Genomic DNA, 26296 nt, shown 5'->3' with positions numbered 1-26296 from the left:
CTTGTCCGCAGCGCGGCTGTGATCCCGTAAGGTCTCTTGCCGTCGTCGCTCGCTGGCGACAGCGAATACTTTTCCGCAAGCGGGGGTCCGCAGCATGGCTTTCATCTCGATCGACGAACTCACCGCCAAGCGCATTCCGCCCGAGACCTTCTCGCTGTTTGCGCTCGGTTTCCGGCCGTTTTTCCTGCTCGCGGCGCTGTTCGGCGCGCTGGCGGTGCCGGTGTGGGCGCTGGTGTGGGCGCTGGTGCTCGCCGGCGTCGTCAGCACGCCCCTGCCGGGTCTGTGGTGGCACGCGCACGAGATGATCTTCGGTTTTGCCGCAGCGGTCATCGTCGGCTTCCTGTTTACCGCCGGCAAGGCATGGACCGGGCAACAGACGCCGACCGGCCAGCTGCTGGCGGCGCTGGCCGCACTGTGGATCGCCGGTCGGCTGGCGATGGCACTCGGCGACGGCGTCTGGGTGGCGCTGGTCGATGCCGCCTTCCTGCCTGTCTGCGCGGCGATCTTCGTCGGCTTGCTGGTACGCTCCAGGAACAAGGTCAATTACTTCATCGGCGGCCTGCTCAGCGTGCTCGGGCTGCTCAATCTCGGTTTCCACCTGGCACGCCTGCACGTGCTGGCAGTCGATCCGCTGAGCGTTCTGCACTTCGCGCTTTGCCTGATCGTGCTGCTGGAAACGATCATCGCCGGTCGTGTCGTGCCGATGTTCACGCTCAGCGCCATTCGTGGCGTCCGGCAGTGGCGCAACAAGGCTTTCGACTACGCGGCCATCGCCTGCACCGGAGTGGCACTGGTGCTATGGGCCGGCGACGCCGGGCCATGGGCGGCTGCCGTCGCCGTTCTTGCCGCACTGCTGCAGATCGCGCGCACCCTCGGCTGGAATACCTGGGCCACACGGAAGAATCCGCTGCTGTGGGTGCTGCACGTCTCGCATCTGTGGATTCCGCTCGGTCTGCTGCTGCTCGCGGCGGCTCAGTGGCAGCTGCTGCCGCGCTCGGCCGGTATCCACGCGCTGGCCATCGGCGCCACCGGCGGCTTGATCATCGGCATGATCACGCGCACCGCGCTCGGTCATACCGGCCGCTGGCTGGTCGCCGGGCCAGTGGAAACGATCGCCTACGCGCTGGTGCATCTGGCGGCGCTGACGCGCGTGCTGACGATCGCGGCGATTCCGGCGGCGGCGAGTGGTGGTGTGCATCTCGCCGCGACCCTGTGGGCGCTTGCCTTCCTGCTTTATTTCTGGCGCTACCGGCCTTTCCTGACGCGCGCCCGGCTCGACGGCAAGCCCGGCTGATGTGCGCAAGCCGCGCGTGGCGCCGGCGTGCCCCCCCTTTGTCATTTGCGCCGGGCTCGTCGTACCATAAGCGCCCTCGCAACCGGGAGTTTTTCCGACCATGCATCGCCGCGTCAGCGCAGACCTGAAATCCGGCCAGTACTGGGACGCCATCGACAGCGCGCGTTCCTGGCTGGAGTGCACGAGTTACGGACAACTGGCGCGCGAACTGGCGCGCATCGACGATGACGAACGCGCGTCGCTGATCGCGCTGCTGCGCGATGTGCTGCTGATGGGCGGGCCGCTCGGCGGCCCCTTGTGGGGAACGCCGCTGCTCTTCCGCTACGATTCGCCGACGCGCGACGAAGTGGTGTTCATGCCGCCAAAACGCCTGCCGGCGGGCAGCGTGCTGGCGGGCTGGCTGCCCGTCTATCTGCTCGACAGCGAGGAGCCGCTCGGCTTTGCCTGCAAACCGGCGAGCATCGCCGTCGCCACCGGCGCCCTGTCGGCAGCGGTGCTGGTGCTGCAGAGCGCCGATACCGAACCGCCCGAACTCGCCGACGACTGGCTCGCCACCTCGGTCAGTCCGGCCGATGATGAGCGCGTCATGCTCTCCGCCGGCCCCCTGCTGCCGTGGATCGAAGCGCTGGAAGCGGCGCAGCTGATGCTCGACGAAATCGCCATCGCCGCGCTGCCCGAAAATTCGCCGCGGCGTGAGAGTGCCGGGCAGATTTCACCGCTCTTCCTCTCGCCCAAGGCGCAGGCGCTGGCCTCGGCGCGGGTGCTGCACCTCGCCGAATTCGCCGCCCCGGCGAAAAGGCCGAAAACGGGCAAGAAGGGGCGTCAGGAAAACTGAGCGACCCTCGCTGCCGGGTCTTCCTGCTCCGGCAGGTGGCCTTAATCCGCTGGCTTGCGTTTCATCAGGCTCGCGGCGAGCACGGCAAAGACGAAGACCACCGCCAGCAGCAGGAAGCTCTCCGAGAAAGCCTGTGCCATGCCGCCGGCGCCGTGCAGCGTTTGCCGCCATTCGACGAAGACCGCCGAAAAGGCGATGCCGAGCACGCCGCCCAACTGGCGGACGTAGCTGATCACCATCGATGACTGGCCGAGCTGGTGGATTTCCATGCCACGCAGCGCGGCAATACTCAGCGAAGGCAGGATCAGCGCCAGCCCGATGCGGCCGAGAATTGTCGCCGCCACCAGACCGGCGTAGTCGATATGGCCGCCGATGATCGCCAGCGCCAGAAAAGACAGGCCGAACAACACCAGTCCGACGATGGCGATCCACTGCGGCAGATAGCGGTCGGCGAGACGGCCGGCGAGCGGAATGCACAGCGCCAGCGCGATGCCCGCCGGCATCAGCGCGAAACCGGCGTCGGTCGCCGAATAACCGAGCACGCTCTGCAGAAAGACCGGGATCAGATAGGTCGAGGCATAGAGACCGAAGCCGTAGGAAAACGACACCAGCGTGCCCATCGCGAACGGCCGGTCGCGAAACAGCGACAGGCTGATGATCGGGCTGCTGGCACGGCTGCCGTGACGGATGAACAGCACCAGCGCCAGCAGCGCGATGCCGAACTGCAGCCAGGTCCAGGCATGCATGAGCCCGCTGTGGTGCAGCGCGGCGACGCCTTCGACCGTACACAGGGTCGCCAGTCCGAGCAGTCCGACGCCGAGCCAGTCGAAGTTCTTCTCGCGCCGCTCGTCGCTTTTCGGCAACAGAAAAAGCGCAGCGACGCCGGCACTCAGGCAGAAGGGCAGGTTGAGCAGGAAGATCGCCTGCCAGCCGAAATGGTCGAGCAGCATGCCGCCGAGCGCCGGCGCGACCGCCGGCGCGAGGACGATGCCGAAACCAAGCGTTCCCGAAGCGCGTCCCTGGCTGGCTGCGGGGAACAGACGCATCACCGTCAGGGTGCCGAGCGGCTGCAGCATGCCGGCGGCAGCGCCCTGGACGATGCGCGCGGCGACGACGAAGGGAAAACTCTCGGCCAGACTGCCGGCGACGCTCGACGCCGCCAGCACCGCGAGCGCGAACAGGAAACAGCGGCGAAAACCGAAGCGGTCGAGTAGCCACGGCGTCGGCAGCATGGCCAGCGTCATCGCGCCCATGAAGCCGGTGATCGCCCACTGCACGCGTTCCTGGCCAAGACCGAAGCGTTCGATCAGCGCCGGGATGGCGACGTTGAAGCTGGTCGTCGACAGCACGCCGGCAACGGTGCCGAGCGCCACTACCGTCAGCGCCAGCCACGGATAGCGGCCGCCGAAGCGGGCGCGCAACTGTTCGCGGCTGGGTGACAGTGAGGGAAGTGGCATTGGCTCCGGTCGATCAGTCCTGCAGCACGCTGGCCATGGCGCCGGCGACGTAGTCGATGTTGTGCTGGTTGAGGCCGGCGACGCACATGCGCCCCGATTGCACCAGATAGACGGCGAACTCCTCGCGCAGCCGGTCGACCTGCGCCGGCGTCAGCCCGGTGTAGCTGAACATGCCGCGCTGGCGGAGGAAGTAGCCAAAATCGCGTCCCGGCACTCTGGCAGTCAATACGTCGAATAGTTTCTGGCGCATCGTCTTGATGCGCGAACGCATGGCGGCGACTTCAGCGACCCACTGCGGGAAGAAGGTCGCGTCGTTCATTACCGTGGTGGCGACGCGCGCGCCGTGTACCGGTGGGCTCGAGTAGTTGCGGCGCACGGTGAATTTCAGCTGGCCGAGGACACGCGCGGCTTCGTCGGCGTCCTTGCATACCACCGACAGTCCGCCACAGCGTTCGCCGTAGAACGACAGGTTCTTCGAGAACGAATTGCCGACGAGGAAGCTGATTCCCGAATCGACCAGCGCGCGGATGGCGAAGACGTCGTCTTCGAGGCCGTCGCCGAAACCCTGGTAGGCGATGTCGAGGAAGGGAATCAGCTCGCGTTCGCCGAGCAGAGCGATCACCTGCCGCCATTGCTCGGGCGAGAGATCGATGCCGGTCGGGTTGTGACAGCACGGATGCAGCAGGACGATGCTCTCCGCCGGCAGCGTGGCGAGTTTTGCCAGCATGTCGGCAAAGCGCAGGCCGCCGGTCGCGGCGTCGTAATAGGGGTAGTCGTGCACCGCGAAGCCGGCACCTTCGAAGATCGAGCGGTGGTTGTCCCAGGTCGGGTCGCTGACCCAGATCGCGCTTTGCGGGAAGTAGCGTTTGAGCAGGTCGGCGCCAACCTTCAGTGCCCCCGAACCGCCGAGCGTCTGGATGGTGGCGACGCGCCCGTCACGCAGTGCCGCGCTGTCGGCACCGAAGAGCAGGCGCTGAATGGCGGCACGATAGTCGGCGGCGCCTTCCATCGGCAGATAGGTGCGCGGCAGCGGCTTGGCGGCAATGACCGCTTCGGCGGCGGCGACCGAGTCGAGCAGCGGCACGCGGCCGGCTTCGTCGTAGTAAAGGCCGATGCCGAGATTGACCTTCGGTGTGCGCGGGTCGTGCTGGAAGGTTTCGACGAGGGTGAGGATCGGATCGCCGGGGTAGGCGTCGACATGCTGGAACATGAAGTTTTCCTTTGGGCACTGAACGAAAGACGTGAGCACAGCGCCGACAACGGGTAGCCGCCGCCAGCGCTGGCGCAGAAGGCAGGCATTGTCGGCGAGACGGCCGGAATGCGCAAAGGTGCCGCCGCCGCGGATGACTGTCTGGCGCACGCGGACTGGCGCCTCTGCCGTCAATCGGCTGTCAGTGCGCCTGGCGCAGGCCGCTGCTGGCCTGCCACAGCATCAGCGCACTCGCGTGCTCCAGCCCTTGCCCCTGCAGCAGGGCCAGCGCCTCGGCATGGCTCTGCGCGCCATGCGCGGCAAGCGTCGCCAGCGCGCCGCTCAGCGAACAGACGCGGGTAATGCGGCCGAGCGCGCCCATCTGCGCCGGCGGCAAGCCTGACTCCTGTTCCGCCAGCGCGGCGAGCGAGGCCGGGCTGAGTTTCCACGAACTGGCGATAAGCCTGGCCATGCGTGCGCGATGCAGCTCGATCGCCGCGATGAAAACCCCGGCATGCGGCAGGGTGTCGGGCTGCTCGCGGTACTTTTCCATGGTCAGGCGAAAGATCACGATGTGCGCGAGCATCTTGAGCAACGCGAGAATCTGCGCGACGAAAGCATCGCTGCCGACCAGCTCTGTGCACTTCCCGGCAGCAGCCGAGCTGCGTTCCGCCCGCTCCCAGGTAATGGCGGCGAAGTTGTCGAAGTAGCCACGTGGCACCTGAAACACCGGTTGCAGGATGGTCGTCGCCAGCAGTCCGCGCAGGCCTTCGGTGCCGAGCAGCAGCACTGCGCCGTCGATGTTCTCGACCGGCGTTGGCGCGACGCGGTACGCCGGACTGTTGGCGCCTTGCAGGACGGCGCTGGTCAGCGCCGGATCCTCTGCAATCAGCTGCGCCAGTTCGCGGCGCGTCGCTTCGCTGTCGTTTAGCGTTTTCAGCAGCTTCGGCAGTTGCAGCGGCCGGCGCGGGAAGTAATCGCGCTCCTGCACCGACTGCTCAAGCGCTGCGGCAACGCTCCGCAGCACTCGCAAGTGCTTGCCGGAGAGCGTTTCGTCGCCGTGCACGACGCCGAAAGCCAGACGGAGGCAGGCGGCGGATGCGGCGGATGCGGCGGATGCGCCGCCATGGTCCGGCAGCGCGCCGATGCCCGCCGCATCAGGTCGTGCCGCCGGCGCGGCGTTTGCCGCCAGCCTTGCCGCAGCAGAGGGCGGCGATGCCTTCGGGCGTCGCGCCAGCATGGCGAAGGCCGCAAAACCGGCTAGCACCACTATGGCGATGATCGGGAGCTCGGACATTACTCGGTTTGTCAGGTTTCTCGTTCGCTGCTGCCGTTCCGCCTGGCTGCCAATACGCCAATGACGCGGTGCTTATGCGAAAGAACTCATGCTGACGGCAATTATCCGCCAGTTTGCCGTGCTTGCCGCAGTTTCAGCCGTAACGCCGTGCTGCTTCGACCGCAAGGCCGCTGCCGATGCTGCCGAACAGATCGCCTTCGACCGCGCGCGCCTGCGGCAGCAGCGCGGCGATGCGCTGGCGCAGGCGCGGCACACCGCTGGCACCGCCGGTGAAGAACACCGTGTCGATGCCGTCGGCGCTGACGCCGGCGTCGCGCAGCAGCGTGGCGACGGTGGTCTCGACCTTGTCGACCAGCGGCGCCGTGGCGTCGTCGAATTCCTGGCGCGTGATCGCCAGTTGCAGACCGCTTTCCAGCAGGTCGAGATCGAGCAGTGTGCGGTCGTGTTCGGAGAGCGCAATCTTGGCGTGCTCCATCTCGTTGGCCAGCCAGTGGCCGGCGCGCTTGTCGATCAACGTCAGCAGGCGTTCGGCCTTTTCCGGTTCCTGTGCGTCGATGGCGAGGCGCTTCTGCTCGGCGAGCACCTGGCGCGTATAGGCCGAGTTGATGGTGTGCCAGGTGGCGAGATTGAAGTAGATGCCCGAGGGCAGTTCGCGACCGTTGCGCAACTGGCTGCGGTAGCCGAGCAGCGGCATCGCGCTTGCCAGGTTGAGCAGGCGGTCGAAATCGGTGCCGCCGATGTGCACGCCGCCGTTGGCGAGCAGATCGTCGTGCCGGTCGGCGCGGCGTGCGCGCTGCGGCGACAGGCGAACGAGCGAGAAGTCCGAGGTGCCGCCGCCGATATCGGCAACCAGCACCAGTTCCTCGCGCGCAATCGTCGTTTCGTAATGGAAGGCCGCCGCGATCGGCTCGAACTGAAAGCTGACGTCCTTGAAGCCGACAGCGCGGGCGATCTCGGCGAGCGTCGTCTCGGCGGCCTGATCGGCCGCGGCGTCGTCGTCGACGAAGAAGACTGGCCGGCCAATCACCACCTGCTCGAAGTTGCGCCCGCCATGCAGGTCGGCGCGCCGTTTCAGCTCGCCGATGAAGCTGCCGAGCAGGTCGCGGAAAAGCAGCGAACGGCCATGCACCTCGGTCTTGCCGTCGATCAGGCGGCTGCCGAGCAGGCTCTTCAGCGAGCGCATCAGGCGTCCTTCGTAGCCCGCCAGATAGTCGGCAAGACCGGCGCGGCCAAAGTGCGTGCTGTCGTCCTCGGCGTTGAAGAAGACGACCGAAGGCAGGGTCACCTTGCCGTCTTCGAGCGGCAGCAGCGTCGGTTGTCCTGGACGCCAATGGCCGACGGTCGAGTTGGAGGTGCCGAAATCGATGCCGCAGGCGCGGGCGGGTGATGCTTCAGACATGGGTCAGGGCGCAGCGGCAGGGGCGGGGGCAGCGATGCTACGCCGCGCCCGAAATGATGTCCAGAAATGATCGGCAAGCGGCGCGGCAGAGGGCCGGCATTCGCGGCGAAGCTGCTGTCGTCACTGCCAAGGGCCGGATGCCGACGGGGGCGCTTGTTCCTGCCCCTGTGTGCGCCACAGTACAGACCCCCGCTTCCCTGCTGGCGATGCTGCGTTCTTGCCTTGATGCGCGGCGTGCTGCTTTGCCCGTCAATGGATCGCAAGGGGAACGCAATGGCTGCCACGGTAAGAAAGAGTCTGCGCCTGCTGGTCATCGCCGGACTGCTTGCCCTGGCCGCGGTGACCGCCACCGGCATCTTCAGCCTGAACTATGCGGCGGCGATGCTCGCCGAGCTTAGCGGCGTGAGCCTGCAGTCAATCATCGGCCTGTCGATCATCGATGAAGGCCAGACGGCAATCCGTTCCGAAAACCGGCGAGCCGGCGGCGCCATCGGTCAGTACGGCGAACTCGATGAGTTGCGGGCCGTCCTGCAGCGCAAGGAAGCGATCTGGCAGCGCATCGACAAAGGCTGGCAAATTTACGCGCCGCTGCCGCAAAGCCCCGAGGAAGCGGCGCTCTGGCAGCGGTTTGTCGCTGAGTGGGGCAGCTGGAAGGTGGCCGAGCAAAGGATCACGGCCGCGGTCGAAGCGACGAACCGCGCCGGCAGCGACGAACAGCGCGCAAGTGCCCGCCAGGATTATGCGACGGCGCTGGCCGCAGCATTGCAGCCCTTCGACAAGGCGGCAGCGACGCTCGACTCGGTTATCGAACTCAATGTGAGTATCGCCGGCGAATCGCGGGACAAGGCCGAACGCTTCGACCGGCTGGCGATGTTTGCCTTGCTTGGCATGGCGCTTGTGGCACTGGCCGTGCTCGGCGTTCTCGGCCTGCGCATCTCGCGCGGCATCCTGAAAACCCTCGGTGGTGAGCCAAACGATGCGCGCCTCATGGTGCAGCGCATTGCCGGCGGCGACCTGCGGCAGAACATGTTGGTCAGGCCCGGCGACACCGAAAGCCTGATCGCCAACCAGCAGAAGATGCAGGAGCAGTTGCGCAGCGTCGTCAGCGAGATCGTCACGACAGTTGCGCGCACCGAAGGCGCTGCGCAGGCGCTGGCCGGTGCCGCGCAGCAGATGGCCAGCTCGTCGCTCAGCGGCAGCGAGTCGGCGTCGTCGATGGCGGCGTCGGTCGAGCAGATGTCGGTCAGCGTCAGCCAGGTTTCCGGCAGCACGCGCTCGGCGCTGGCGATCGCCGAGCGCGCCGGGCAGCTGTCGGTCGATGGCGGGCGGGTCGTCGAGGAAGCCATCGCCGAAATCAATCACATCGCCGGCACGGTACGCTCGACGGCGACGAAGCTCGCCTTGCTCAGTGCAAGCTCGGAAAAGATCTCGATGGTGGTGCAGGTGATCAAGGAAGTGGCCGAGCAGACGAATCTGTTGTCGCTGAACGCCGCGATTGAGGCTGCACGGGCGGGCGAAAGCGGACGCGGCTTTGCCGTTGTTGCCGATGAAGTCCGCCAGCTGGCGGAACGCACGGCCAAAGCCACCACCGAGATCAGCGACATGATCGGCCAGATTCACGAGCAGACGCACGCCTCGGTAGACACCATGGCCGCAGCCGTCACCCAGGTGGGCCGCGGCGTCGAGCTGGCGAGCCAGGCGGGCGCGGCCATCGAGCGGATTCGCGACAGCGTCAAACAGGTGGTCGATGTGGTTCAGGACATCGGCGGCGCGATCAGCGAGCAGAGCATCGCCAGCCAGCAGATTGCGCAGCGCGTCGAACAGGTGGCGCAGGCGTCCGAGGAAAACAACTCGGCGGCGCAGCAGACGGCCGAGGCCGCGCGGGAACTGACGGCGCTGGCCAGCCAGCTGCGAACGACGGTCAGCCGCTTCGAAGTCTAGCGCGGCGTCGCGGGAAGCGTCGGAGTCTCGGTGCGCAACAGGCTGCGCAGATCGCCGATCAAGCGATCGATCAGCGTGCGCAGCATCTGCAGTTGCCGCGCAACTTCCGCGCGCTCGTCGCTATCCGGGTGCTGCTCAACTTCGACCGGTTCCACGGCCGCCCTGCGCACGCGCGCATGCGCCGCCAGCAGGGACTGAAAGCCGGCTTCTTGGCCGCGCGTCGATGCGGCCGTTTCCTGCCAGCGACAGAAATGGCGGTCGTGGACTTCAACCGGCAAACGGACGTCCTCCGGATTGGCGAGATGGTTGTCGATGGCGCGTCGCCAGTGCCCGAGTTCAACCTCGGCAAAAACCGCCTCGCGATCAGCGGCACAGGGCGAGCGCTTGTTCCAGACGGTCCACGCCGCGTCGGGGCGCCAGTTGGCAGCCCATTCCGGAAATTCGCCGCCCGGCATTGGCCGCGCGATGGCATAACCCTGGGCCTGCTGGCAACCCATCGACAGCAGCAGTTCGCCGTGGGCGACCGACTCGACGCCTTCGGCGATCACCCCGCGGCGGAAAGCGGCGGCGAGTCCAAGCACGCCTTCGACGATGGCCAGGTCGTCGAGGTCGTCGAGCATGCCGCGCACAAAGCTCTGGTCGATCTTGATCAGCTCGGCCGGCAGGCGTTTCAGGTAGCTGAGCGACGAATAGCCGGTGCCGAAGTCATCGAGCGCGAAGTCACAGCCGAGTTCGTGACAGCCGCGCATGACGCCGGATACATGTGTCACGTCTTCCAGCGCGCTGGTTTCGAGCACTTCCAGCTGCAGCCGCGACGCCGGAATCTGCGGATGCCGCGCCAGCAGTGCGCTCAGTCGCGGAACAAAGTCGTCCTGCTGCAACTGATGCGCGCTGATGTTGACGCTGACCGGAATATCCAGACCGGCAGCACGCCATTCGGCCATTTGCTGCAGTGCGCTGTCGATCACCCACTCGCCCATTTCCACCGCCAGCGGATGCCCTTCGACCACCGGCAGGAAGGCCGCCGGCAGCAGCAGGCCGCGCTCCGGGTGTTGCCAGCGGATCAAGGCTTCGGCACCGATCACCGCGCCGCTCTGCATGTTCACCTTGGGCTGGTAATAGAGGACGAGTTCGCCTCGTGCGAGTGCGCGCTCGATATGCTTGAGCGTTTCGCGTTGCGTCGTCACCGCCGCGTCCTGCTCGACATCGAAAAGATGGTAGCGGTTCTTGCCCGCCTCTTTGGCCACGTAGAGCGCCTGGTCGGCATGACGCAGCAGCAGGTCGGCGTCGGCACCGTCCTGCGGATAGAGGGTGACGCCGATACTGGCCGACACCTGCAGCGTCAGGTCGTCGAGCGCGATGCGTGACGCCGAGGCACGCAGCAGGCGTTCGAGTACCGGCTGACAATCCTGTGGCCGCTCCAGGTCGACCAGCACGGCGACGAATTCGTCGCCGCCAATGCGCGACAGGGTGTCGCCCTCGCGCAGCGCTTCCTTCATGCGCTGCGCGATCGCGATCAGCAGCTCATCGCCGACATCGTGGCCATGACGGTCGTTCACCGCCTTGAATCCGTCGAGGTCGAGATAGGCGACGGCCACCGACTGTCCGCGCCGCTGGCTCTGCGCAATCGCCTGCTGCAGCCGGTCGGCGAGCAGCACGCGGTTGGGCAGTCCGGTCAGGATGTCGTAGTGCGCGATGCGCTCAAGCTGCTTCTGGTGTTCCTTGATCGGCGTGATGTCGGTGAACAGCGCGATGTAGTTGCGCGTTTTGCCATTGCCGTCGAGCACCGCGCTGATGGTGAGGATTTCGGCGTAGATCTCGCCGTCCTTGCGCCGATTCCAGATTTCTCCGCTCCAGTGCCCCTGGCTGCTCAGTTCGCGCCACATGGCCTCGTAAAACTCGGGTGGCTGCCGGCCGGATTTGAGAATGCGCGGGTTCTGACCGATCACTTCTTCACGGCTGTAGCCGCTGATGCGCGTGAATGCGTCATTGACTTCGACGATGTTGCCGTCAGGGTCGGTGATGGTGATGCCCTCGCGGGCGTGCGTGAAAACGCCGGCGGCAAGTTGCAGCCGGGCTTCGGTGCGCTTGCGTTCGCTGATGTCCTGGATGATGCCGAAGACGATGCGCGTGCTCGCGTCGTAGATGGCGATCGAATGGATATCGCGGATTTCGCCGCTGTCGGCCACCCTGATCTTGAACTCGACGTCGTAGGGGATCTGCTGTTCGACCAGGTTTCTCAACGCAGCATCAAGTAACGGCCGGTACTCGGGCAGCGGTATCTTTTGCACGATCTCTAAGTCGAGACTGCCTTCTGGCACGCCATACAGCTTGCTCGCGCCCTCCGAAGCATGCATCGTCCGCGCGTCCAGGTGGAGTTCCCAGTTGCCGGATCCCGACGCCAGCTCAGCCCTTCTCAGGCGGGCCTCGCTGGTGCGGATGGCGTCTTCGGAGCGCCGTTGCTCGGTGATGTCCTGTACCGATCCCAACGCGGCCACCGCTCGTCCATCGTCGTCAAGTTCAAGCTCGGCGCGTCCGCGAACCCACTTGATCTGTCCATCGGCGATGATGCGGTGCTCAAGATCATACGGCGCCCTCTGCGCCAGCGCCGCCTGCCAGACCATCGATACCTTGGCGTGGTCGTCGGCGTGCACGCAGGTCAGGAAGCTCTTCATGCTCATCGCCGTGCCGGCCGGGATGCCGAAAATCCGGTAGGCCTCGTCAGAACATGTCAGTTCGTCTGCGGCGATGTCGAGGTGCCAGCCACCAAAACCACCGACGCTCTGCACGCGCAGATTGCGCTCCTCGCTGGCGAGCAGCTTGTTGTTGACGCGGGCCAGGCGCAATTCCTTTTCGGCTTGTTCCTGCTGCAGTTGCTGGGCAGGGCGACGCACGCCAGTGAGCACGATTGCTGCGTAGATCAGGATCACCGAAGCGAAGCGGCAGTAGTGTCCCAGTTCGGCGATGAAGTCGCCGGAAGTGTTGTGCCGGATCAGGCAGATGCCGGTGACGAGCGCCAGCAGCTGCGATGCGGCGAGGAGCGGGAAAACGCCGGGCGGCAAGGCACCGCGCACATACCAGAGCAGGGCATGCGCGCCGAGCAGCAGTACGATGATGAGTGTCTCATTTTCGTTGTTGATCGGCGTCAGGCCGCCACCCTCGGGAAGGGCTGCCGACCAGCCGCCGTAGCCGATGGCCAGGTAGATGGCCAGAGCAAGTGCGGCGAAAGCCGCCGCGGCACGGCCAAAGTCGACCTTGCGCGCGATCAGTAGCGGGGCGGCCAGCGCGGCGATGACTTCGATGCAGCGCGTCGTCAGCCAGAACCAGGTGGGCTGGCTGCTGGTCAGCGCCGGGATCAGCTGCAGTTCCCTGACCGTCAGGATGTGCAGCGCGTCGACCAGGCCGCTGCTTCCGTAGGCGGCGCCGAGAACAATCAGGTAGCTGCTGTTCAGGTTATGCCGGCACGCCCAGGTCAGCGAGAAGATCGAGAAACTGAGCGCGATGACGAACAGCTCGGCCAACGTGTGGAAGAGCAGGTCGTGTCCGGTTGCCGACGCCGTCAGCAGCGCCCCGATTCCGGCAAGGAATAGCCAGGCGTTGAGGTGGCCGAGTTTCGTCTCGCTCTTCATCTATCCACGCCGGTCCGGCGCCGCAAAATCGATGGGATTGCCTGTGGCTGCGCGCGATTTTAGCGGATTGTTCGCAGCCGGTAACAATGACATGCGCGCGGCGGCTGCGGCGCTGGAATCGCCTCGACGCCGGTTGCCGCAGCGGCAACCGCGCCGGCGCGATCGACTCGGCTACGCCGGCTTCGCAACGAGGACCTTGTCGACGCGGTTGCCGTCCATGTCCATGACCTCGAAGCGCCAGGCAAGCGCCTCGAAATGATCCGCGGGCGCCGGGACGCGCCCGAGCGCATGCATGATGAAGCCGCCGAGCGTGTGGAAATTGTGCTCGTCCTCGCCGGGCAGGTCGTCCTCGATATCGAGCACCGACTTCAGCCGTTCAATGCCGACATCGCCATCGACCAGCCAGGAGCCGTCTTCTCTTTGCACGATGTCCCGATCCTCCGGCGCCTCGGGCACCGACAGCTCGCCGACAATCGAGGCCAGCACGTCGGTCAGCGTGACCAGGCCCTGTACGTCGCCGTATTCATCGACGATCAGCGCAAACTGCAGGCGGGCGCGGCGGAAGCTCTCGAGCAGGCTGGTCGTCGTCACCGATTCCGGCACGTACAGCGGCGGATGCAGGACCGCCTCGACATCAGCCGAGGAAATGCAGTGGCCGGGCACCGCCTTCTTCAGCAGATCGCCGGTTTGCAGGATGCCGAGTATGTTCTCCAGGCCGTCGCGACAGACCACCAGACGCGAGAACTCGCTGTCGATGATGCGTTGCCGGACAGTCTCTTCGTCCTCGTCGAGATCAACGACGAACATCTCGCGGCGCGGCGTCATGATCGCCGCGATCCGCTGCTCGTCGAGACGCAGCACGTTGGAAACGAGTTCCTGTTCGCTCTCATGGAAAACGCCCGCCTCGGCGCCCTGTTCCATCAGCACGTTGATCTCGTCATCGGTGACCGGCGGCTCTTCTTTCTGTTTTGCGCCGAAGAGGCTGAGGATTGCCGAGCACGAGCTCGACAGCAGAAATACCAGCGGATGGCTGATGCGAGCCAGCAGCAGCATCGGCCGCGCCACCAGCGAGGCGATCCCCTCCGGCGCCAGCATGGCCAGGCGTTTCGGCACCAGCTCGCCGACCACCACCGAAAAGTAGGTCAGGCCGACCACGGTGATCGTCAGGGCTACGGTTCGCGCATGCGGCGTCAGCAGGGGAATCCCGGCGAACCACTCGGACAGCGGATCGGCGATGGCCGCTTCGCCAATGGCGCCGCTGAGAATGCCGACCGTCGTGATGCCGACCTGGATCGTCGAAAAAAAGCCCGCCGGCTCCTGATGCAAGCTGAGCGCCGCTCTGGCGCCAGCGCTGCCGTCGTCGGCCAGATTCTGCAGTCTGGCCTTGCGCGCGGAAACAACGGCAATCTCGGACATGGCAAAAACACCATTCACGAGGATGAGGAGAAACAGTAAGGCTATATCCATATGGGAAGCCGCCCGACGCCTGTGTGGCGTGCGACTTCGGTACCAAGACGCGCCGATTGTAGCAGGCGGGAGAAATGCCTCCGCCGCTCCCGGCCGGCAAGGCGCTGAACCGCTGCTAGCGGAACAGCCAGCGCTGCACCAGTCGCGTATAGCGCGGCATCACCACGTAGACCATCAGGAAGACCACCACGCCGGTGACGCACAGGGTGGTAAAAACGTTGCTGGCTGGCGCGCCGATCAGGCGCAGCAGCGGCACTACTACCAGCGGCACGCCAAGCGCCAGCGGAAAGATCGCCGACCAGGTAACGAGGTACTGCTTCCAGCGCACCGGCACCTTGGCCTTGGCGCCGCTTGGTGCAAACCAGAAATCGAGACCGCTGCTGACAAAGAAATCATCGCCGGTAACGAGCAGCGGCTGCACTTTCTCGATGAGGCGGCTGCGCTCGGCGGAGCCCATCCACTGCTGCAGATGTTCGCGGGTATCGAAGCGGATCACCACCGTGAAGGTCTCGGTCAGCCCGGCGATCGGCCGGACGAGATGCCAGTCCAGATGGCCGGGGGCTGCCTTGCATAGCGGCGCAATCTCATCAAGCCAGCTTTCATAGCCGGCATGGCTCTCGGCGCGCACCCGGTGGGTGATGACAACGGTGGCGCCATCGGCGCCAGGGTTGGCGGTAGATGCTTCGGTTTTCATGGGGGCGGCATTTCGTCGCTTGGCAAGGTCTGGCATCGTAGCCTACGGCAAGCTGCTTGCGGCGCCCTCGGAAGGGCTGCGGTTGCTTGTGCGTCAGCCCAGTGTCGCTTGGCCGGCCAGAGTGGACAGGCAAGACATCCTCGGTCCCCGACAGCTTCCGACCGAGGTTGTGTGGAAACGCCCCAAACGCTGAGGCTCTGGCGGCGGCTGAAGATGGCGTTGTCACTTTGAAGCGGCTTGTGTTCGAAATCTGAGCGGTAAAAGAGGTTGTTTTTGTCCTTGGCTGCTTCAAGTTGCAGCCATACACCTCCTGATGGCCGCTATTAGTTCATCGGCTCCCAGCAGATTGATGACCCTACGCAGGTTGTAGCCCAGGACATGCAAGCTCATCTCGGTTTTCACGTTCTTCAGCCGTCGCATCAGGAAGTGCGCGGAGCCCATCCAGAATTTCAGCGTGCCAAAGACATGTTCAACGGTGCAACGGCGTTGCTTCATCTTCCCGGGCGTAATGTTCATCCGGTGTTGCATGGCGTCGAGCACGCCTTCGTGCTCCCAGCGTCGGACGCGTCTCTCCTTTCCGGTCGTGCATTGCGCTTTCTGCGCACATTGTCGGCAAGTCAGGGAGGACGCGAAATAGTGGTCGATTTTCATCCCATCCTCTGACGAAGAGTATCGATATATCAAGCGCTCTCCAGCCGGGCAGCGATATTCATCGTCCGCTTCGATGTAGATGAAATCACGCTTGTCGAATAACCCCTTGGCCTTGTTATCGGAGGTCATCGTCTTCGGCACCCAGGGCGTGATGCCTGCCTCAACGCATTTGAGGATTTCGGGACCTTTGAAATAGCCCCGGTCTGCCAGGACGTCCAGTTGTTCTGTGCCGGTGGCATCCATCGATTTCAGAGCCATATTCGACAGTTGCCGGCGGTCGTGGCCTTCGTTGGTCACCTCGTGAGCAACAATGAGGTGGTGCTTCGTATCCACCGATGCCTGGACGTTGTAGCCAACCATCCCCGTGCCGCGACCGCTGGTTGCCATCGACCGGGCATCCGGGTCAGTCAGCGAGAGTTGTTCGTCAGGCTGCAGCTTCAGTTGCTCTTCCATTTGACGGAGATATTCCATCTGCTGGCGAAGCTTGCCCAGTTTCTCCTGAATGTGCTGGCCGCGTCGGCCGGCATCAGATGATTGCGTTCTGTCAGCGGTATCCAACTCCTGCAAATACCGCTCGATGCTCTCGTCGATTTGTTTCATCCGCTGTGCCAACTTGTGCGGCGTGAAGTTCTTGTCGCGGTTATTCACGGCCTTGAACTTGCTGCCATCAACGGCCACAGCCGCTTCGCTGAACAAATCAAGTTGGCGACAGAGGGCTACAAAGCGCCGGCAGACATTACGGATGCCTTTGCCGTTGTCCCGGCGAAAGTCCGCAATCGTTTTGAAGTCTGGGCATAAGCGGCCGGTCAGCCACATCAGTTCAACATTCCGCCCAGCCCCTCTCTCCAATCGCCGACTTGATTGGATGCGGTTCAGATAGCCGTAGATGTAGAGCTTGAGAAGAAGTCCGGGGTGGTAGCCGGGTCTTCCCGTTGCTGCCGCCGACGTGTCGAACCCCATTTCAGCCAAGTCGAGGGCTTCAACAAACGCGTCAACTACACGGACCGGATTGTCTGGGCCGATGTAATCTTCCAGGCATTCGGGCAACAAGCTCAGTTGACTGCGGGACTCGCCTTCGATGAATCGCTTCATTCCTGCACCTCCGTACAGGAATTAACGCACCACCGCTCCGTTTGGCGTACACAGCCGAGGGGTTTTCACACAGCCTCGACCCAATTCGGCCATGGGCGCTTGTGGAATGCTGTCGTTCAACGTCTGAATCCACCGGCCTGCGCGGCTTTTTGCGCAGGTCCGGTGGAATGAAAAGTTAGAGATTCGATGCGCCATTTTTGACAAGATCGTAATAGTTTTCAACGACGAACCCGCTGGTAAGTTCTCCTGACATGTTTAGCATCGGGTCAACGAGGACACCCACCCCATCATCCTTGACTTTTCGTACGAACTTATCAAATTCGTCGTCAGATCCGATTGTTGAAGTAACAAAAGCAGGCAAATCAATTCCTGCCCTCCTCCAGTTATCAACAAATCTTTCTAATCGAAGTGGGTTGGTAATAAGAAATATCGCGCTAGCAAACGAAATCGGGAGTCCCGACTCTTCTTCCAGAAGAATTACAAGAGGCGCATAGAAGTTCTCGGAAGACGAGTATGTATTTTCTATAGCCTGTGTGTAACGTACGGCTGTCGCGCTACTGCACATAATGCATGTTTCATCGGCTGTCATTACTTGAAGGGCGGTCGAGTAAGTTCCAAATGCCTCTTGTTCAGAGGTATAGCACCACGGGTCTTTCTTGCTTCTTGCGTCGTCGAATTGAACGTTGAAGTGATCTGCAATTGCGCAGGCTTCAGTTTCAGAATACCTAACGACCTTTCCACGCTCATGAACATACCTTGCACTTCCGTCTTCAAGCATGATTTTGACGCACCACGAGCCCTTAGATATTCGGTTGTAGTCTGACTTCCATGCTATTGGGAAAACACGATTGCTAATGTGAGCTGCTGCGGAAAATAGACCCTGGCCACGAGGGGCGTGAAGAAACCACCGGACATAGTCGAAATTCTTGAGAAGCTTATTTTCACGAAACAGATCGTGTGTTATTAGACCCAAAACCCGGTCGGTGGTGCGCATGCACTTTCTATGCACGATGCCGACTGCATGCTCCATACCATCCTCTTCAATCTCAATAACAGGGGAGGAGTCTTCGGATACTGGGTCTCCACAGTGAAGGCATTTAAGCGGGTCTTCCAACGACTCGGCTAGCCGAGCGGAATACTCTGCATGTGCCCTGGCATAGGGTTCATCTTCGGGGCTGGTCTCTGAGTTAATCGGGATGAGCGTTATTCGTGCCTCAGAAAACCTATCTACGTGTTCTTCGATAAAGCGTTCGATTCCAATGTATGTCGAGGCACGATGTATGACATCCAATGTTTCTCCGTTTAGGAGTTCAACCTTGCCGTCGAAAAACCTGACACGCTTTTGGCCGTCGTCTTCGAAGCGATAAAGCTCAACGATCAAATAATCAGCGTCGGGAAAGGGGGACTTAACAAGTAGTACTTCACGCCCGGCAGAAAACTTCCCCTTGCATTGAAGGCTGAAATACTCTCTAGCCGCCTCGTTAGCCATCGTACGGTTCTGAGGGCCAATAAACCGCCCCACTCTTTGCATTAGCGCGGCTTTGTCGATGGAAAGACGGTCTTTAGCTAAGGACAAGCAAAGTGCAATCAGACTTCCCCACAGTAGCACCGGGGAGATATTCGATTTTCCTGACAGCAAAGTCAGAACGGCTGCCTCTAAGGGAGCGCCATCTTCAATGTCAACTATTGCAACGCGGATTTTTTTGATGAGTTTTCTGAACTCGCTGCCTGGCATTGCTGAGCCAGTCTTTTCGAAAAAATGTGCTTCTAGCAGCCCCTTGGTCTTTTCAATAACATCCATTTCAGCGAGTGTTAATGGATTGTCGTCGCTCGATTCTTCATTGAGGCGAGCTGCTTCTGTTAGCTTTCGGAGCTCCTTCGTAATTCGTCGCGATGCTCCAGATGATGTGGTGATCACATAGGAATCGGAGTCCGAGCCACAAGCCAAATGCTGCGCAACAAATTGCTTTAACACCGATGAGTATTCTGAATCGACCTTTTCCGAAAGGCTAAGGGTGTGTTTTGCTTGAATATAGGCGCGACCCTGATCGGAAATTATAACCAAGTCGTCTATGCAATCGTTTGTCTCAAATCGCATTTCCCTTACATCAATGACACCTCCAAGACTCACAGAGGTGAAGTCCTTCACGCCAGCGATGACATGCGCCATTACCAAGGCTGCAACGCGCTGCTGAAAGTCAATGCCGGAATTGGCTGCTGCTCCCCCACTATTTCCCATAATCGCCAATTTCTCCTGGTGTGCGCGGTATCTCTAACGACGATGTATAAAAATAATATCCATCCGCGCATCGTGCCGTGAACCGATTGTCATATCAAGGGTCTGATCGGTAACTGGTTTGCGGAGATGGACATGGCGCGCTACAAAGCAATCGACACCAGCCCGAGATTCCTCGCGGTGGATCTGGAGAAACAGCTTCTCCCTGGCAGTTTCGAGCATGCGGTTAATCATCTGCTCGACCACGAATTCGACCTTACCCTTTTCGACAGTCGTTATCGCAACGACCAGAGCGGCGCCAGCGCCTATCCGCCGGGGATGCTGCTCAAAGTCATCCTTTGCGCCTACGCCCAAGGCGTCGTCAGCAGCCGAGGCATCGAGCGGCTGTGCCGCGAACACGTCACCTTCATCGCCCTCTCCGGCGATGCCGCTCCGCACTTCACCACACTGGCCGCCTTCGTCTCCAGCCTCGACGCTGAGTTTGCCCAACTGTTCGCCCAGGTGCTCTACCTCTGCAACCGGCAAGGCCTGATCGGCCGGGAAATGTTTGCCATCGATGGCGTCAAGCTGCCTAGCAATGCATCCAAAGCCAAGAGTGGCACGCGCGCCGACTTCGCCCACCAGGCTGACAAGCTTGAAGCTGCCGCAAGGAAGATGCTCGCACGCCACAGGGAGAACGACCGCCTGCCAGTCGAACCCGATCTCGCCGAAATATCCCGGCAACGCGCCGAAAGCCTGAAGAGAGAAGCCGCCGAACTACGTCAATGGCTGGCCGATCACCCCCAAGATCGCAAAGGCAGCAAGGGCACCATCCGCAAAAGCAATCGCACCGATCCGGAGAGTGCCAAGATGGCCACCGGCAAAGGCGTCATCCAGGGCTACACCGGTGTGGCAGCAGTCGATGCCAAACACCAAATCATCATCGAAGCCCAGGCCCACGGTACCGGTTCAGAACAGGAACTGCTGCTGCCTGTCGTGCGCGCTACGCAAGCACAGAGCACACCGGAAACCCTCTACACCGCCGATGCTGGCTACCACTCCGAAGCCAACCTCAAAGGCTTGGCCAACGAGAAGATCAATGCCTTGATCGCCGACAACGGCATGCGCCAGCGCGACGAACGCTTCAAGGATCAAGGCAAACACAAGGCAAAGCCTGAACCGCTCTACGACAAGGCGCATCCGAAGAAGACCGCCCAATGCTACCGCCCGCAGGACTTCACGCTCGACCCGGAAACCGGCATCTGCACCTGCCCGGCCGGCAAACAGCTCTACCGCAATGGTACCAACTGCATCCACAACGGCCACCTTGCCACCAAATACAGTGGCACCCAACGCGACTGCCTGCCCTGCGAGCAACGGGACAAATGCCTGCGCACGCCGGAGAAGACGAAGGTCCGGCAAGTTGCTTTCTTTCGCGGCAAAGCCGGAACAACCGAAGAAAGCCACAGCGACCGGATGAAGCGGGCCATCGACAGCGAAGAAGGCAAAGCCCGTTACGGGAGAAGATTTGCCACAGTTGAACCGGTGTTCGGGAACCTGCGGCACAACAAGCGACTGGATCGGTTCACGCTACGTGGGCGGAAGAAGGTCGACACGCAGTGGAAACTGTACTGCCTGGTGCATAACATCGAGAAACTGGCGCATCACGGGTATGGGCAGTAGGCGGAATGAAGCGAAATGCCATCACGGTGAGACCTGCCGGCCCCCTGGCCTGAGAGAACGACCACCGACCAGTTAAACGGCATGAAAAAGCAATTTGGCGCAGATCAAACCTGCGCTAAATTTTTTGCCGGAAATCGAGTTGGAAATGGGTTTTTCTACAGCGTCAACGCTTGACTTAAGCGGCCTGCCGTAGGCAGGTCCGCTTGAAGGAAGGGTTAGCCGTCTGCATGCTAGAAGAAAGGGGCCGCTTTCATTTGCGACCATGCTAGACGGGAGACTAGAGCGGGTGCCATTGATGAGAGAACAGCCTTCACTGCTTCGAAGTAGTAGCCGGGAGCGTATGGGTCAACGAAAATCTGCTCGGCAAAGGCTTCAATGTTCCACGGTATCGATAAGCTGGTTGGGGGGCTATCTGGCTCTGGCGGCGACCCCCGGTACCGAACCAGTCTCACCTCTCGCTCGTAGGCGAACGAAGCTCTCTTGTGCATGACTGGATAGAAGGCGTTCGCGTCAGGAAACGAGGCGGTGGAGTAATCGATGTAGCGAACAAGGCCGACATAGACTTCGCCCACTTGTTCAATCGACTTGACCAACTTAGCGTAGGTCGTTTGTACCGCGACCCCGCCGCTCAGGCCGCCATAGAGGCGCCACATTGCCTCGGACTCGTGCTCGTTCGCGTGCCAACACGACACGAAAGTGGACTCTCGCGCCTTGCGATAAAAGCCGCCGAGCTCCTTGTAGCCATTCGCTGAGCCGACGTTCTTGAGAAATGCGTCGATTCCGGCTGCCGTCAATTGAGTAGTAGATCCTTCGTACGGATCTGCCAACTGATCAAGCCGTGCCAGGTAGAGCGCTCGCAATTGAATGAGAGAAATGAGCTTGGCGAGGTCCATATACCGCCAGACCTTGACGTTCGCGTCTTGCGGCTGGGGGAAGCACGGATGCGACAGCCGTGCCGACAAAGCATGCGACTCAGGAACGGGTGGCGCCGATTCACTCATAGACGGCTAACGTAGAAGTGAGCGGCCTGCGCGGCTTTTTGCGGAGGTCCGCACGACTACTGGGTTATGCGCTCGTTTCCGATTTTGATGCGGGCAAAGACTTTCGAATTTTCTCGATGGTGTTTGCAACCTTCTCAAGAGCTGTGACATCCAGTTGGCTTTCATCAGGTGTAGAAAATGCGTTAGTACCAATGATGTTCCAGTTTTCAAAGGCCTCTTTGATCTGAGTCCACTCCGCAGCTGCTCCATATGACTCTAGATAGAACTTGCCAAAATTAATGGCGTGACGACGATCAGCATTTTTTAGGGCTTCGCGCATATAGGAGTTGCTGAATAGAAAGGCATATTTCGCTAAGGCGGCAAAAAGCGCTAGTGCGATCAAACCTTTGAAAATGGAAAACGTGATGAATTCCCAAGTAATCGGATTCGGAATGCTCGCGAAACTAGAGATAGTGACGTAACCAAAGAAACCTAAACCGCCAGCAAGCGACACAGCCCCAATTGCGCTCCATATCTTCGAAATTAGATGAAATTGAACTTCTTTCTTGTCTAGGGCGCTGAGCGTGTCAGAAACGTAGTCTTTCGATGTGCGTTCAATTTTCTTTCTGCTCTCTTCCGTGTATCGCTCTTTCTCTAGATTGAGTTGTTGCAATGCGTCTTGTAGTTGAGCTTCGCGGGAGCTCAGTTCATGTTCAAGCTTTGTTCTTAGGGCTTCTGCTTCTTCTTGACGCTTCATCAAGTGGTGCTCGATTTCTTTTTGGCGAGCAAAAAGCTTTCGTTCACGATCAGCAAAATATTTCTCGCGCGATTCCAATTCTTTTTGAAGCTCTTGCTCTCGCGCCATCTGCTCATGCTTAAGGCGGGTTCGGTACTCGTCCAACTGTTTTTCTTGTTTTTGAATTAACTCTCGATACTCAAGGAGTTCCCTCTCGCGCGCCTCAAATTGTTGAAAGGCCTTGGACGTAAAACGCTCCTTTTGACGACTTTCATCCATTCCTTCTTGCATGCTAAGAGCCTTTCAGTTGGAGGGCATAACGTTTGACGTGAGGGGCCGCCGTAGCGGCGAAGCCGCGAAGGGAACCTGCAAGCGCAGCTTGCAGGCGGTCCCTCTCGACGGAATTGTTGGGCGTCGCGGATTCACTCACGATTTGCCTTCCGAAAGCGTTGGGCATCCGGGTTACGAGCACCTTCGCTGCGCAGCCTGAGCTTTCTAACACCGGACTTTCATCGTACCCGAGGGGATTACAACATAGTGCGTATCCGTTTCTACTACATGCCAGTTCCTCGCAACAGCCTCTTTGATTAGCTCTTGGCCTGTATCGGCACATTGAGTGTGAACATCGGATATCGCGCGACGGGTCGGATTGCCGCCGCCCGTGGATGTTTGGCTAAACCAGTCATCAAGCCACTTCGTCATACAACCTCCTTGGTTAAGTGTGGCGAAAAGACGCCCAACGTCTGAGTTCGCCGGCCTGCGCGGCTTTTCGCGCAGGTCCGGTGGAATGATGGGTTAGACCTGCCATGGCTTACATAGACAGCAGGTCGTTCTTGAAATCGGCATAGGAACGCCAACCAAGCATGGAAACAACTTCGAAAGCCAGGTTCTTGGTTTTGTATTGGCCGAACTCAGGCCCCTTCTCAGCGGTAAGGGTATTGAAGCACTGCTCGACTTTTGGGAATGGGTTTCCTTCTTCCCAGTGTTCGGACTGATTGCGGGACTCAAGAATAATGGTCTTAAGGTATTGAGAGCCGACTAAACGACCGTCTGGCCAATTGACGGGCTTACCGAAGGAAGCCGAAAGACCTTGCTTTGCGTATTGAAGAAGCGTTCCGGCAAGAGACGAAAAAGAAAATTCTCTAGACGCTAGGCGCGCCTCAAGCGCATCGAGGTCTTTCGATTTGTAGTATTGCTCTTTGTCTTCACCGAAATACGTATCCCAATGTATTCCAACACCGAGCATTAAATCGTCTTCATCTTCCGCGTTTTGTTGGATGAATTGGGCTCGTTGATAGTTGTCCGCGACCACCTTCCTTAATTCTTCAATCTCCTTTCGGAGTCTTTCGGATTCGTCGTGCTCATGCCAAAGCGATTCGATGACGCGGGTAACCGCATATTCGATTTCGTTCAAGTAGTCGGTGAGAGTCATAGAAGGTCTAACGTGTAGTAGACGGCAAAACCGCCTTGTATGTAGGTGCCCGCTGACGTATACGTGGACTTGGGCGCCTGTAACTTTCTGTTTCACTTGGAACTGAGGTGTTTATCATGTCATCGGCGGCTGTATACACGGCCCCCCATGCTCCCATGTTGCTGGAAGTGGTCCGAGAGCGCATAAAAGCGAAGCACTACAGCAGGCGGACCGGGAAATCATACACAAATTGGATAAGCAGGTACGCCCACTTTCACCACATGAAGCACCCGAGGGTCATGGGAGTGGCTGAAGTTAAAGCGTTTTTGACCGACCTCGCCGTGAATGGCAAGGTTTCTGCTGCAACGCAGACCCAGGCGCTCTCAGCACTTCTCTTCCTCTACCGGGAAGTATTGGGCATGGATCTGCCGTGGTTGGACGGATTGGTGCGGGCGAAGCCCTCGCAGCGCATTCCAACCGTGTTATCGGTGGGCGAAGTGCAACGTTTGATGGCCTGCCTCGACGGCGTGCTCGCGCTCATGGCGCGGCTGCTTTACGGCACGGGCATGCGTCTCATGGAATGTATCCGCCTGCGGGTAAAGGATGTTGACTTCGATCGCCACGAGATCACCATCCGTCAGGGGAAGGGCGGCAAGGACCGGATTACCATGCTGCCGCAGGCGCTGGCCTTGCCCCTGCATGCTCAACTGGAGAAGGTTCGGGCGGTCTACGACATGGACCGGGAGAACCGTGTGCCAGGGGTCGAGATGCCGGATGCCATTGCCCGAAAATATCCCAAAGCCCCTGAAACATGGGCCTAGTTCTGGGTATTCCCGGCTCCGGCGCTCTCTGAGGATCCAGAAACCGGTATCCACCGCCGCCACCATCCATCTCTACGCGCAAAACCTGCAACGCGCTATCAAGGCCGCCGTGCGGAAGGCAGGAATCGCCAAGCCAGCTACCACCCATACGCTGCGTCATTCGTTCGCCACCCACCTGCTCGAATCGGGTTACGACATCCGCACGGTGCAGGAACTGCTCGGGCACGCCGACGTGTCGACCACGATGATCTACACCCACGTGCTGAACCGGGGCGGGCGCGGCGTGGTGCGTCCCCTGGACCGGCTTTAGCGTATTCGCCCATATTCCTTGCAAATGGCCGCTTACATGAATGTTGGCGAACTTCCGCTCTTGGCCGACTCCCGCCGTTTAGCCCGTCACAGTCTTCCCGATGCACCCGCCCGCCGCCGGGCGACGCTTGCAAGCGCCAGCAGCGCAATCGCCATCAGATAGAGCGTTTCCGGTTCCGGCACGGCGGCGAGCATGGCTTCGCCGAGGATGGCGTGCACGGCGCTGGTCGGGTGGATGCCGTCCCAGAAGAGGTAGCTGTCCGGGTTGGCGCAGACGCTGCCACCGCCGGTGAAGCTGAGATCGTCGCCGGTGTAGCAACGGTCGGTGGTGTTGCTGATGCCGTAGTCGGCGGGATTGGCGACCAGGCGGTTGAGCAGCGAATACACGTCAAAGCCGATGATGCGGATGTCCGGCGTGGCTGCCTGCAGCTTGGCCAGCGATACGGCGAGCAGACCGTCGTAGGCGAGGCTCAGTTGATGCGCGCCGGCGACGGCGGCGCTGCCATAGCCGCTCACCCGCGGCGTCAGCCCGAGGTCCGGCGCATTCGGCACGAGGAAGCTGCGGGCGCCTTCGGCGTAGAGGGCGCTGATGCCCTGAATGATGTCGGCAACGGTGGAAAAGAGGTCGGGCACCGGCTGGCCGAGCGCGTCGACCGTCTTGCCGACGATGATGTCCTGCAGGTTGTTCGATCCGCCCCAGACGACGTACAGCGCGCCGGCGTCGGCGCCGCCGGGCAGTGCCCGGTAGCTGCCGATCTGGCTGAGGATTCCCTGATAGTCGGGGCCCATGGTCTGGTAGCGCGTGCGCGCGCCGCTGTAAGCGTAGTCGTTGCCGCCGGTGGTGGAGGGCGTGGCGCTGAAGCCGAGTCCGCCAGCGAGCACGTCGGCGTAGATTGCGCCGTTGCTGGCGCGACCCTGCGCGTCGTAGGGTGCGCCGGGCACGGTGGTTGGCGCGCCGGGGGCATGTGGCAGGCCGGCGTAGACGTTCTGCACGTTGCCGACGTCGGTGAGACTGTCGCCAAAGAAGTAGACACCGCTGTACGGCAGGGCGAAAGCCGAAAGCGAACTGGAAAGCAGGATCAGGGCGGCAAGCAGGCGGCGCATGGAACGATCCTCCGGTGAGACCGGGGCCGGCGGCCCCGCGGTCAATGCCGGATCATTCTATCGGCATTTCTCCGCCATGCGCGGGGGATTTT

Annotated in this window: 19 protein-coding genes; 6 read left to right on the top strand and 13 right to left on the bottom strand. The window is 61.4% G+C overall.

Going from position 1 to position 26296, the window contains the following annotated elements:
* Positions 1–94 precede the first annotated feature (94 nt).
* Together GGD90_RS09760 and GGD90_RS09755 are read left to right on the top strand one after the other, a co-directional pair.
* On the top strand, positions 95–1294 hold the full coding sequence (locus GGD90_RS09760; protein ID WP_153116538.1) for an NnrS family protein: 1200 nt from the start codon (positions 95–97) through the stop codon (positions 1292–1294).
* A gap of 100 nt (positions 1295–1394) precedes the next feature.
* Positions 1395–2129, top strand: a complete 735-nt coding sequence (locus GGD90_RS09755) for a hypothetical protein (RefSeq protein ID WP_153116539.1) — start codon at positions 1395–1397, stop codon at positions 2127–2129.
* Between the two features lie 41 nt (positions 2130–2170).
* Here GGD90_RS09755 and GGD90_RS09750 read toward each other — a convergent pair whose 3' ends face one another.
* The 4 genes from GGD90_RS09750 to GGD90_RS09735 form a co-directional block, all read right to left on the bottom strand.
* The gene (locus GGD90_RS09750) at positions 2171–3586 is read right to left on the bottom strand and encodes a DHA2 family efflux MFS transporter permease subunit (protein ID WP_153116540.1); all 1416 of its coding nucleotides are present in this window, start codon (positions 3584–3586) and stop codon (positions 2171–2173) included.
* Between the two features lie 13 nt (positions 3587–3599).
* Positions 3600–4796 carry an amino acid aminotransferase gene (locus GGD90_RS09745; protein WP_153116541.1) on the bottom strand — a complete coding sequence of 399 codons (1197 nt, stop codon included), beginning with the start codon at positions 4794–4796 and terminating at the stop codon, positions 3600–3602.
* A gap of 181 nt (positions 4797–4977) precedes the next feature.
* A complete protein-coding gene (locus GGD90_RS09740; RefSeq protein WP_153116542.1) occupies positions 4978–6072 on the bottom strand; it encodes an HDOD domain-containing protein in 1095 nt (364 codons plus the stop codon).
* Between the two features lie 133 nt (positions 6073–6205).
* Positions 6206–7471: an Hsp70 family protein gene (locus GGD90_RS09735; RefSeq protein ID WP_153116543.1), complete on the bottom strand. Its 1266-nt coding sequence runs from the start codon at positions 7469–7471 to the stop codon at positions 6206–6208.
* Positions 7472–7744: 273 nt separating this feature from the next.
* Between GGD90_RS09735 and GGD90_RS09730 the strand changes: the two genes are divergently transcribed.
* Positions 7745–9412 (top strand): methyl-accepting chemotaxis protein, encoded by a 1668-nt coding sequence (locus GGD90_RS09730; protein ID WP_184415072.1) that lies wholly within the window; start codon positions 7745–7747, stop codon positions 9410–9412.
* Here the strand turns inward: GGD90_RS09730 and GGD90_RS09725 are convergent.
* From GGD90_RS09725 to GGD90_RS09705, 5 genes are all read right to left on the bottom strand, one after another.
* Positions 9409–13041 (bottom strand): bifunctional diguanylate cyclase/phosphodiesterase, encoded by a 3633-nt coding sequence (locus GGD90_RS09725; RefSeq protein WP_153116545.1) that lies wholly within the window; start codon positions 13039–13041, stop codon positions 9409–9411. The two genes, GGD90_RS09730 and GGD90_RS09725, sit on opposite strands and share 4 nt — an antisense overlap.
* 171 nt (positions 13042–13212) lie before the next feature.
* Complete coding sequence (locus GGD90_RS09720) at positions 13213–14508, bottom strand: hemolysin family protein (RefSeq protein WP_153116546.1); 1296 nt, start codon at positions 14506–14508, stop codon at positions 13213–13215.
* Positions 14509–14623: 115 nt separating this feature from the next.
* Entirely contained in the window at positions 14624–15202 is a 579-nt protein-coding gene (locus GGD90_RS09715) for an antibiotic biosynthesis monooxygenase (RefSeq protein ID WP_153116547.1), read from the bottom strand.
* A 288-nt stretch (positions 15203–15490) separates the two neighbouring features.
* Positions 15491–16945 (bottom strand): IS1182 family transposase, encoded by a 1455-nt coding sequence (locus GGD90_RS09710; protein ID WP_153116548.1) that lies wholly within the window; start codon positions 16943–16945, stop codon positions 15491–15493.
* A gap of 175 nt (positions 16946–17120) precedes the next feature.
* A complete protein-coding gene (locus tag GGD90_RS09705) occupies positions 17121–19193 on the bottom strand; it encodes a carbohydrate kinase family protein (RefSeq protein ID WP_153116549.1) in 2073 nt (690 codons plus the stop codon).
* A 123-nt stretch (positions 19194–19316) separates the two neighbouring features.
* Between GGD90_RS09705 and GGD90_RS09700 the strand changes: the two genes are divergently transcribed.
* Positions 19317–20843, top strand: coding sequence for an IS1182 family transposase (locus tag GGD90_RS09700; protein WP_153116550.1), 1527 nt, complete (start codon positions 19317–19319; stop codon positions 20841–20843).
* A 230-nt stretch (positions 20844–21073) separates the two neighbouring features.
* Here GGD90_RS09700 and GGD90_RS09695 read toward each other — a convergent pair whose 3' ends face one another.
* The 3 genes from GGD90_RS09695 to GGD90_RS09685 all read right to left on the bottom strand — a co-directional run bounded on the left by GGD90_RS09695 (position 21074) and on the right by GGD90_RS09685 (position 23991).
* A complete protein-coding gene (locus tag GGD90_RS09695) occupies positions 21074–21736 on the bottom strand; it encodes a DUF2971 domain-containing protein (protein ID WP_153116551.1) in 663 nt (220 codons plus the stop codon).
* A gap of 172 nt (positions 21737–21908) precedes the next feature.
* Positions 21909–22850: a hypothetical protein gene (locus GGD90_RS09690; RefSeq protein WP_153116552.1), complete on the bottom strand. Its 942-nt coding sequence runs from the start codon at positions 22848–22850 to the stop codon at positions 21909–21911.
* Positions 22851–23370: 520 nt separating this feature from the next.
* A complete protein-coding gene (locus GGD90_RS09685) occupies positions 23371–23991 on the bottom strand; it encodes a hypothetical protein (RefSeq protein WP_153116553.1) in 621 nt (206 codons plus the stop codon).
* 116 nt (positions 23992–24107) lie between these two features.
* Between GGD90_RS09685 and GGD90_RS18030 the strand changes: the two genes are divergently transcribed.
* Positions 24108–24791, top strand: coding sequence for an integron integrase (locus tag GGD90_RS18030; RefSeq protein ID WP_153116554.1), 684 nt, complete (start codon positions 24108–24110; stop codon positions 24789–24791).
* The gene (locus GGD90_RS18445; RefSeq protein WP_184415086.1) at positions 24751–25101 is read left to right on the top strand and encodes a tyrosine-type recombinase/integrase; all 351 of its coding nucleotides are present in this window, start codon (positions 24751–24753) and stop codon (positions 25099–25101) included. The genes GGD90_RS18030 and GGD90_RS18445 overlap by 41 nt, the downstream gene beginning before the upstream one ends.
* Before the next feature lie 86 nt (positions 25102–25187).
* On the opposite strand, the gene GGD90_RS09670 is transcribed toward GGD90_RS18445, so the two are convergent.
* The gene (locus tag GGD90_RS09670) at positions 25188–26204 is read right to left on the bottom strand and encodes an SGNH/GDSL hydrolase family protein (RefSeq protein ID WP_153116636.1); all 1017 of its coding nucleotides are present in this window, start codon (positions 26202–26204) and stop codon (positions 25188–25190) included.
* Positions 26205–26296 lie beyond the last annotated feature (92 nt).

This window comes from Rhodocyclus tenuis, from assembly GCF_014197755.1.
In the GTDB taxonomy this organism is placed as follows: Bacteria; Pseudomonadota; Gammaproteobacteria; order Burkholderiales; family Rhodocyclaceae; genus Rhodocyclus; species Rhodocyclus tenuis.
This window is presented reverse-complemented; position numbering and strand designations above follow the sequence as displayed.

Bases quoted from the DNA above. Each gene is read 5' to 3' on its own strand.
- GGD90_RS09760 (WP_153116538.1), top strand. From the start codon at position 95: ATGGCTTTCATCTCGATCGACGAACTCACCGCCAAGCGCATTCCGCCC.
- GGD90_RS09755 (WP_153116539.1), top strand. From the start codon at position 1,395: ATGCATCGCCGCGTCAGCGCAGACCTGAAATCCGGCCAGTACTGGGAC.
- GGD90_RS09750 (WP_153116540.1), bottom strand. From the start codon at position 3,586: ATGCCACTTCCCTCACTGTCACCCAGCCGCGAACAGTTGCGCGCCCGC.
- GGD90_RS09745 (WP_153116541.1), bottom strand. From the start codon at position 4,796: ATGTTCCAGCATGTCGACGCCTACCCCGGCGATCCGATCCTCACCCTC.
- GGD90_RS09740 (WP_153116542.1), bottom strand. From the start codon at position 6,072: ATGTCCGAGCTCCCGATCATCGCCATAGTGGTGCTAGCCGGTTTTGCG.
- GGD90_RS09735 (WP_153116543.1), bottom strand. From the start codon at position 7,471: ATGTCTGAAGCATCACCCGCCCGCGCCTGCGGCATCGATTTCGGCACC.
- GGD90_RS09730 (WP_184415072.1), top strand. From the start codon at position 7,745: ATGGCTGCCACGGTAAGAAAGAGTCTGCGCCTGCTGGTCATCGCCGGA.
- GGD90_RS09725 (WP_153116545.1), bottom strand. From the start codon at position 13,041: ATGAAGAGCGAGACGAAACTCGGCCACCTCAACGCCTGGCTATTCCTT.
- GGD90_RS09720 (WP_153116546.1), bottom strand. From the start codon at position 14,508: ATGGATATAGCCTTACTGTTTCTCCTCATCCTCGTGAATGGTGTTTTT.
- GGD90_RS09715 (WP_153116547.1), bottom strand. From the start codon at position 15,202: ATGAAAACCGAAGCATCTACCGCCAACCCTGGCGCCGATGGCGCCACC.
- GGD90_RS09710 (WP_153116548.1), bottom strand. From the start codon at position 16,945: ATGAAGCGATTCATCGAAGGCGAGTCCCGCAGTCAACTGAGCTTGTTG.
- GGD90_RS09700 (WP_153116550.1), top strand. From the start codon at position 19,317: ATGGCGCGCTACAAAGCAATCGACACCAGCCCGAGATTCCTCGCGGTG.
- GGD90_RS09695 (WP_153116551.1), bottom strand. From the start codon at position 21,736: ATGGACCTCGCCAAGCTCATTTCTCTCATTCAATTGCGAGCGCTCTAC.
- GGD90_RS09690 (WP_153116552.1), bottom strand. From the start codon at position 22,850: ATGCAAGAAGGAATGGATGAAAGTCGTCAAAAGGAGCGTTTTACGTCC.
- GGD90_RS09685 (WP_153116553.1), bottom strand. From the start codon at position 23,991: ATGACTCTCACCGACTACTTGAACGAAATCGAATATGCGGTTACCCGC.
- GGD90_RS18030 (WP_153116554.1), top strand. From the start codon at position 24,108: ATGTCATCGGCGGCTGTATACACGGCCCCCCATGCTCCCATGTTGCTG.
- GGD90_RS09670 (WP_153116636.1), bottom strand. From the start codon at position 26,204: ATGCGCCGCCTGCTTGCCGCCCTGATCCTGCTTTCCAGTTCGCTTTCG.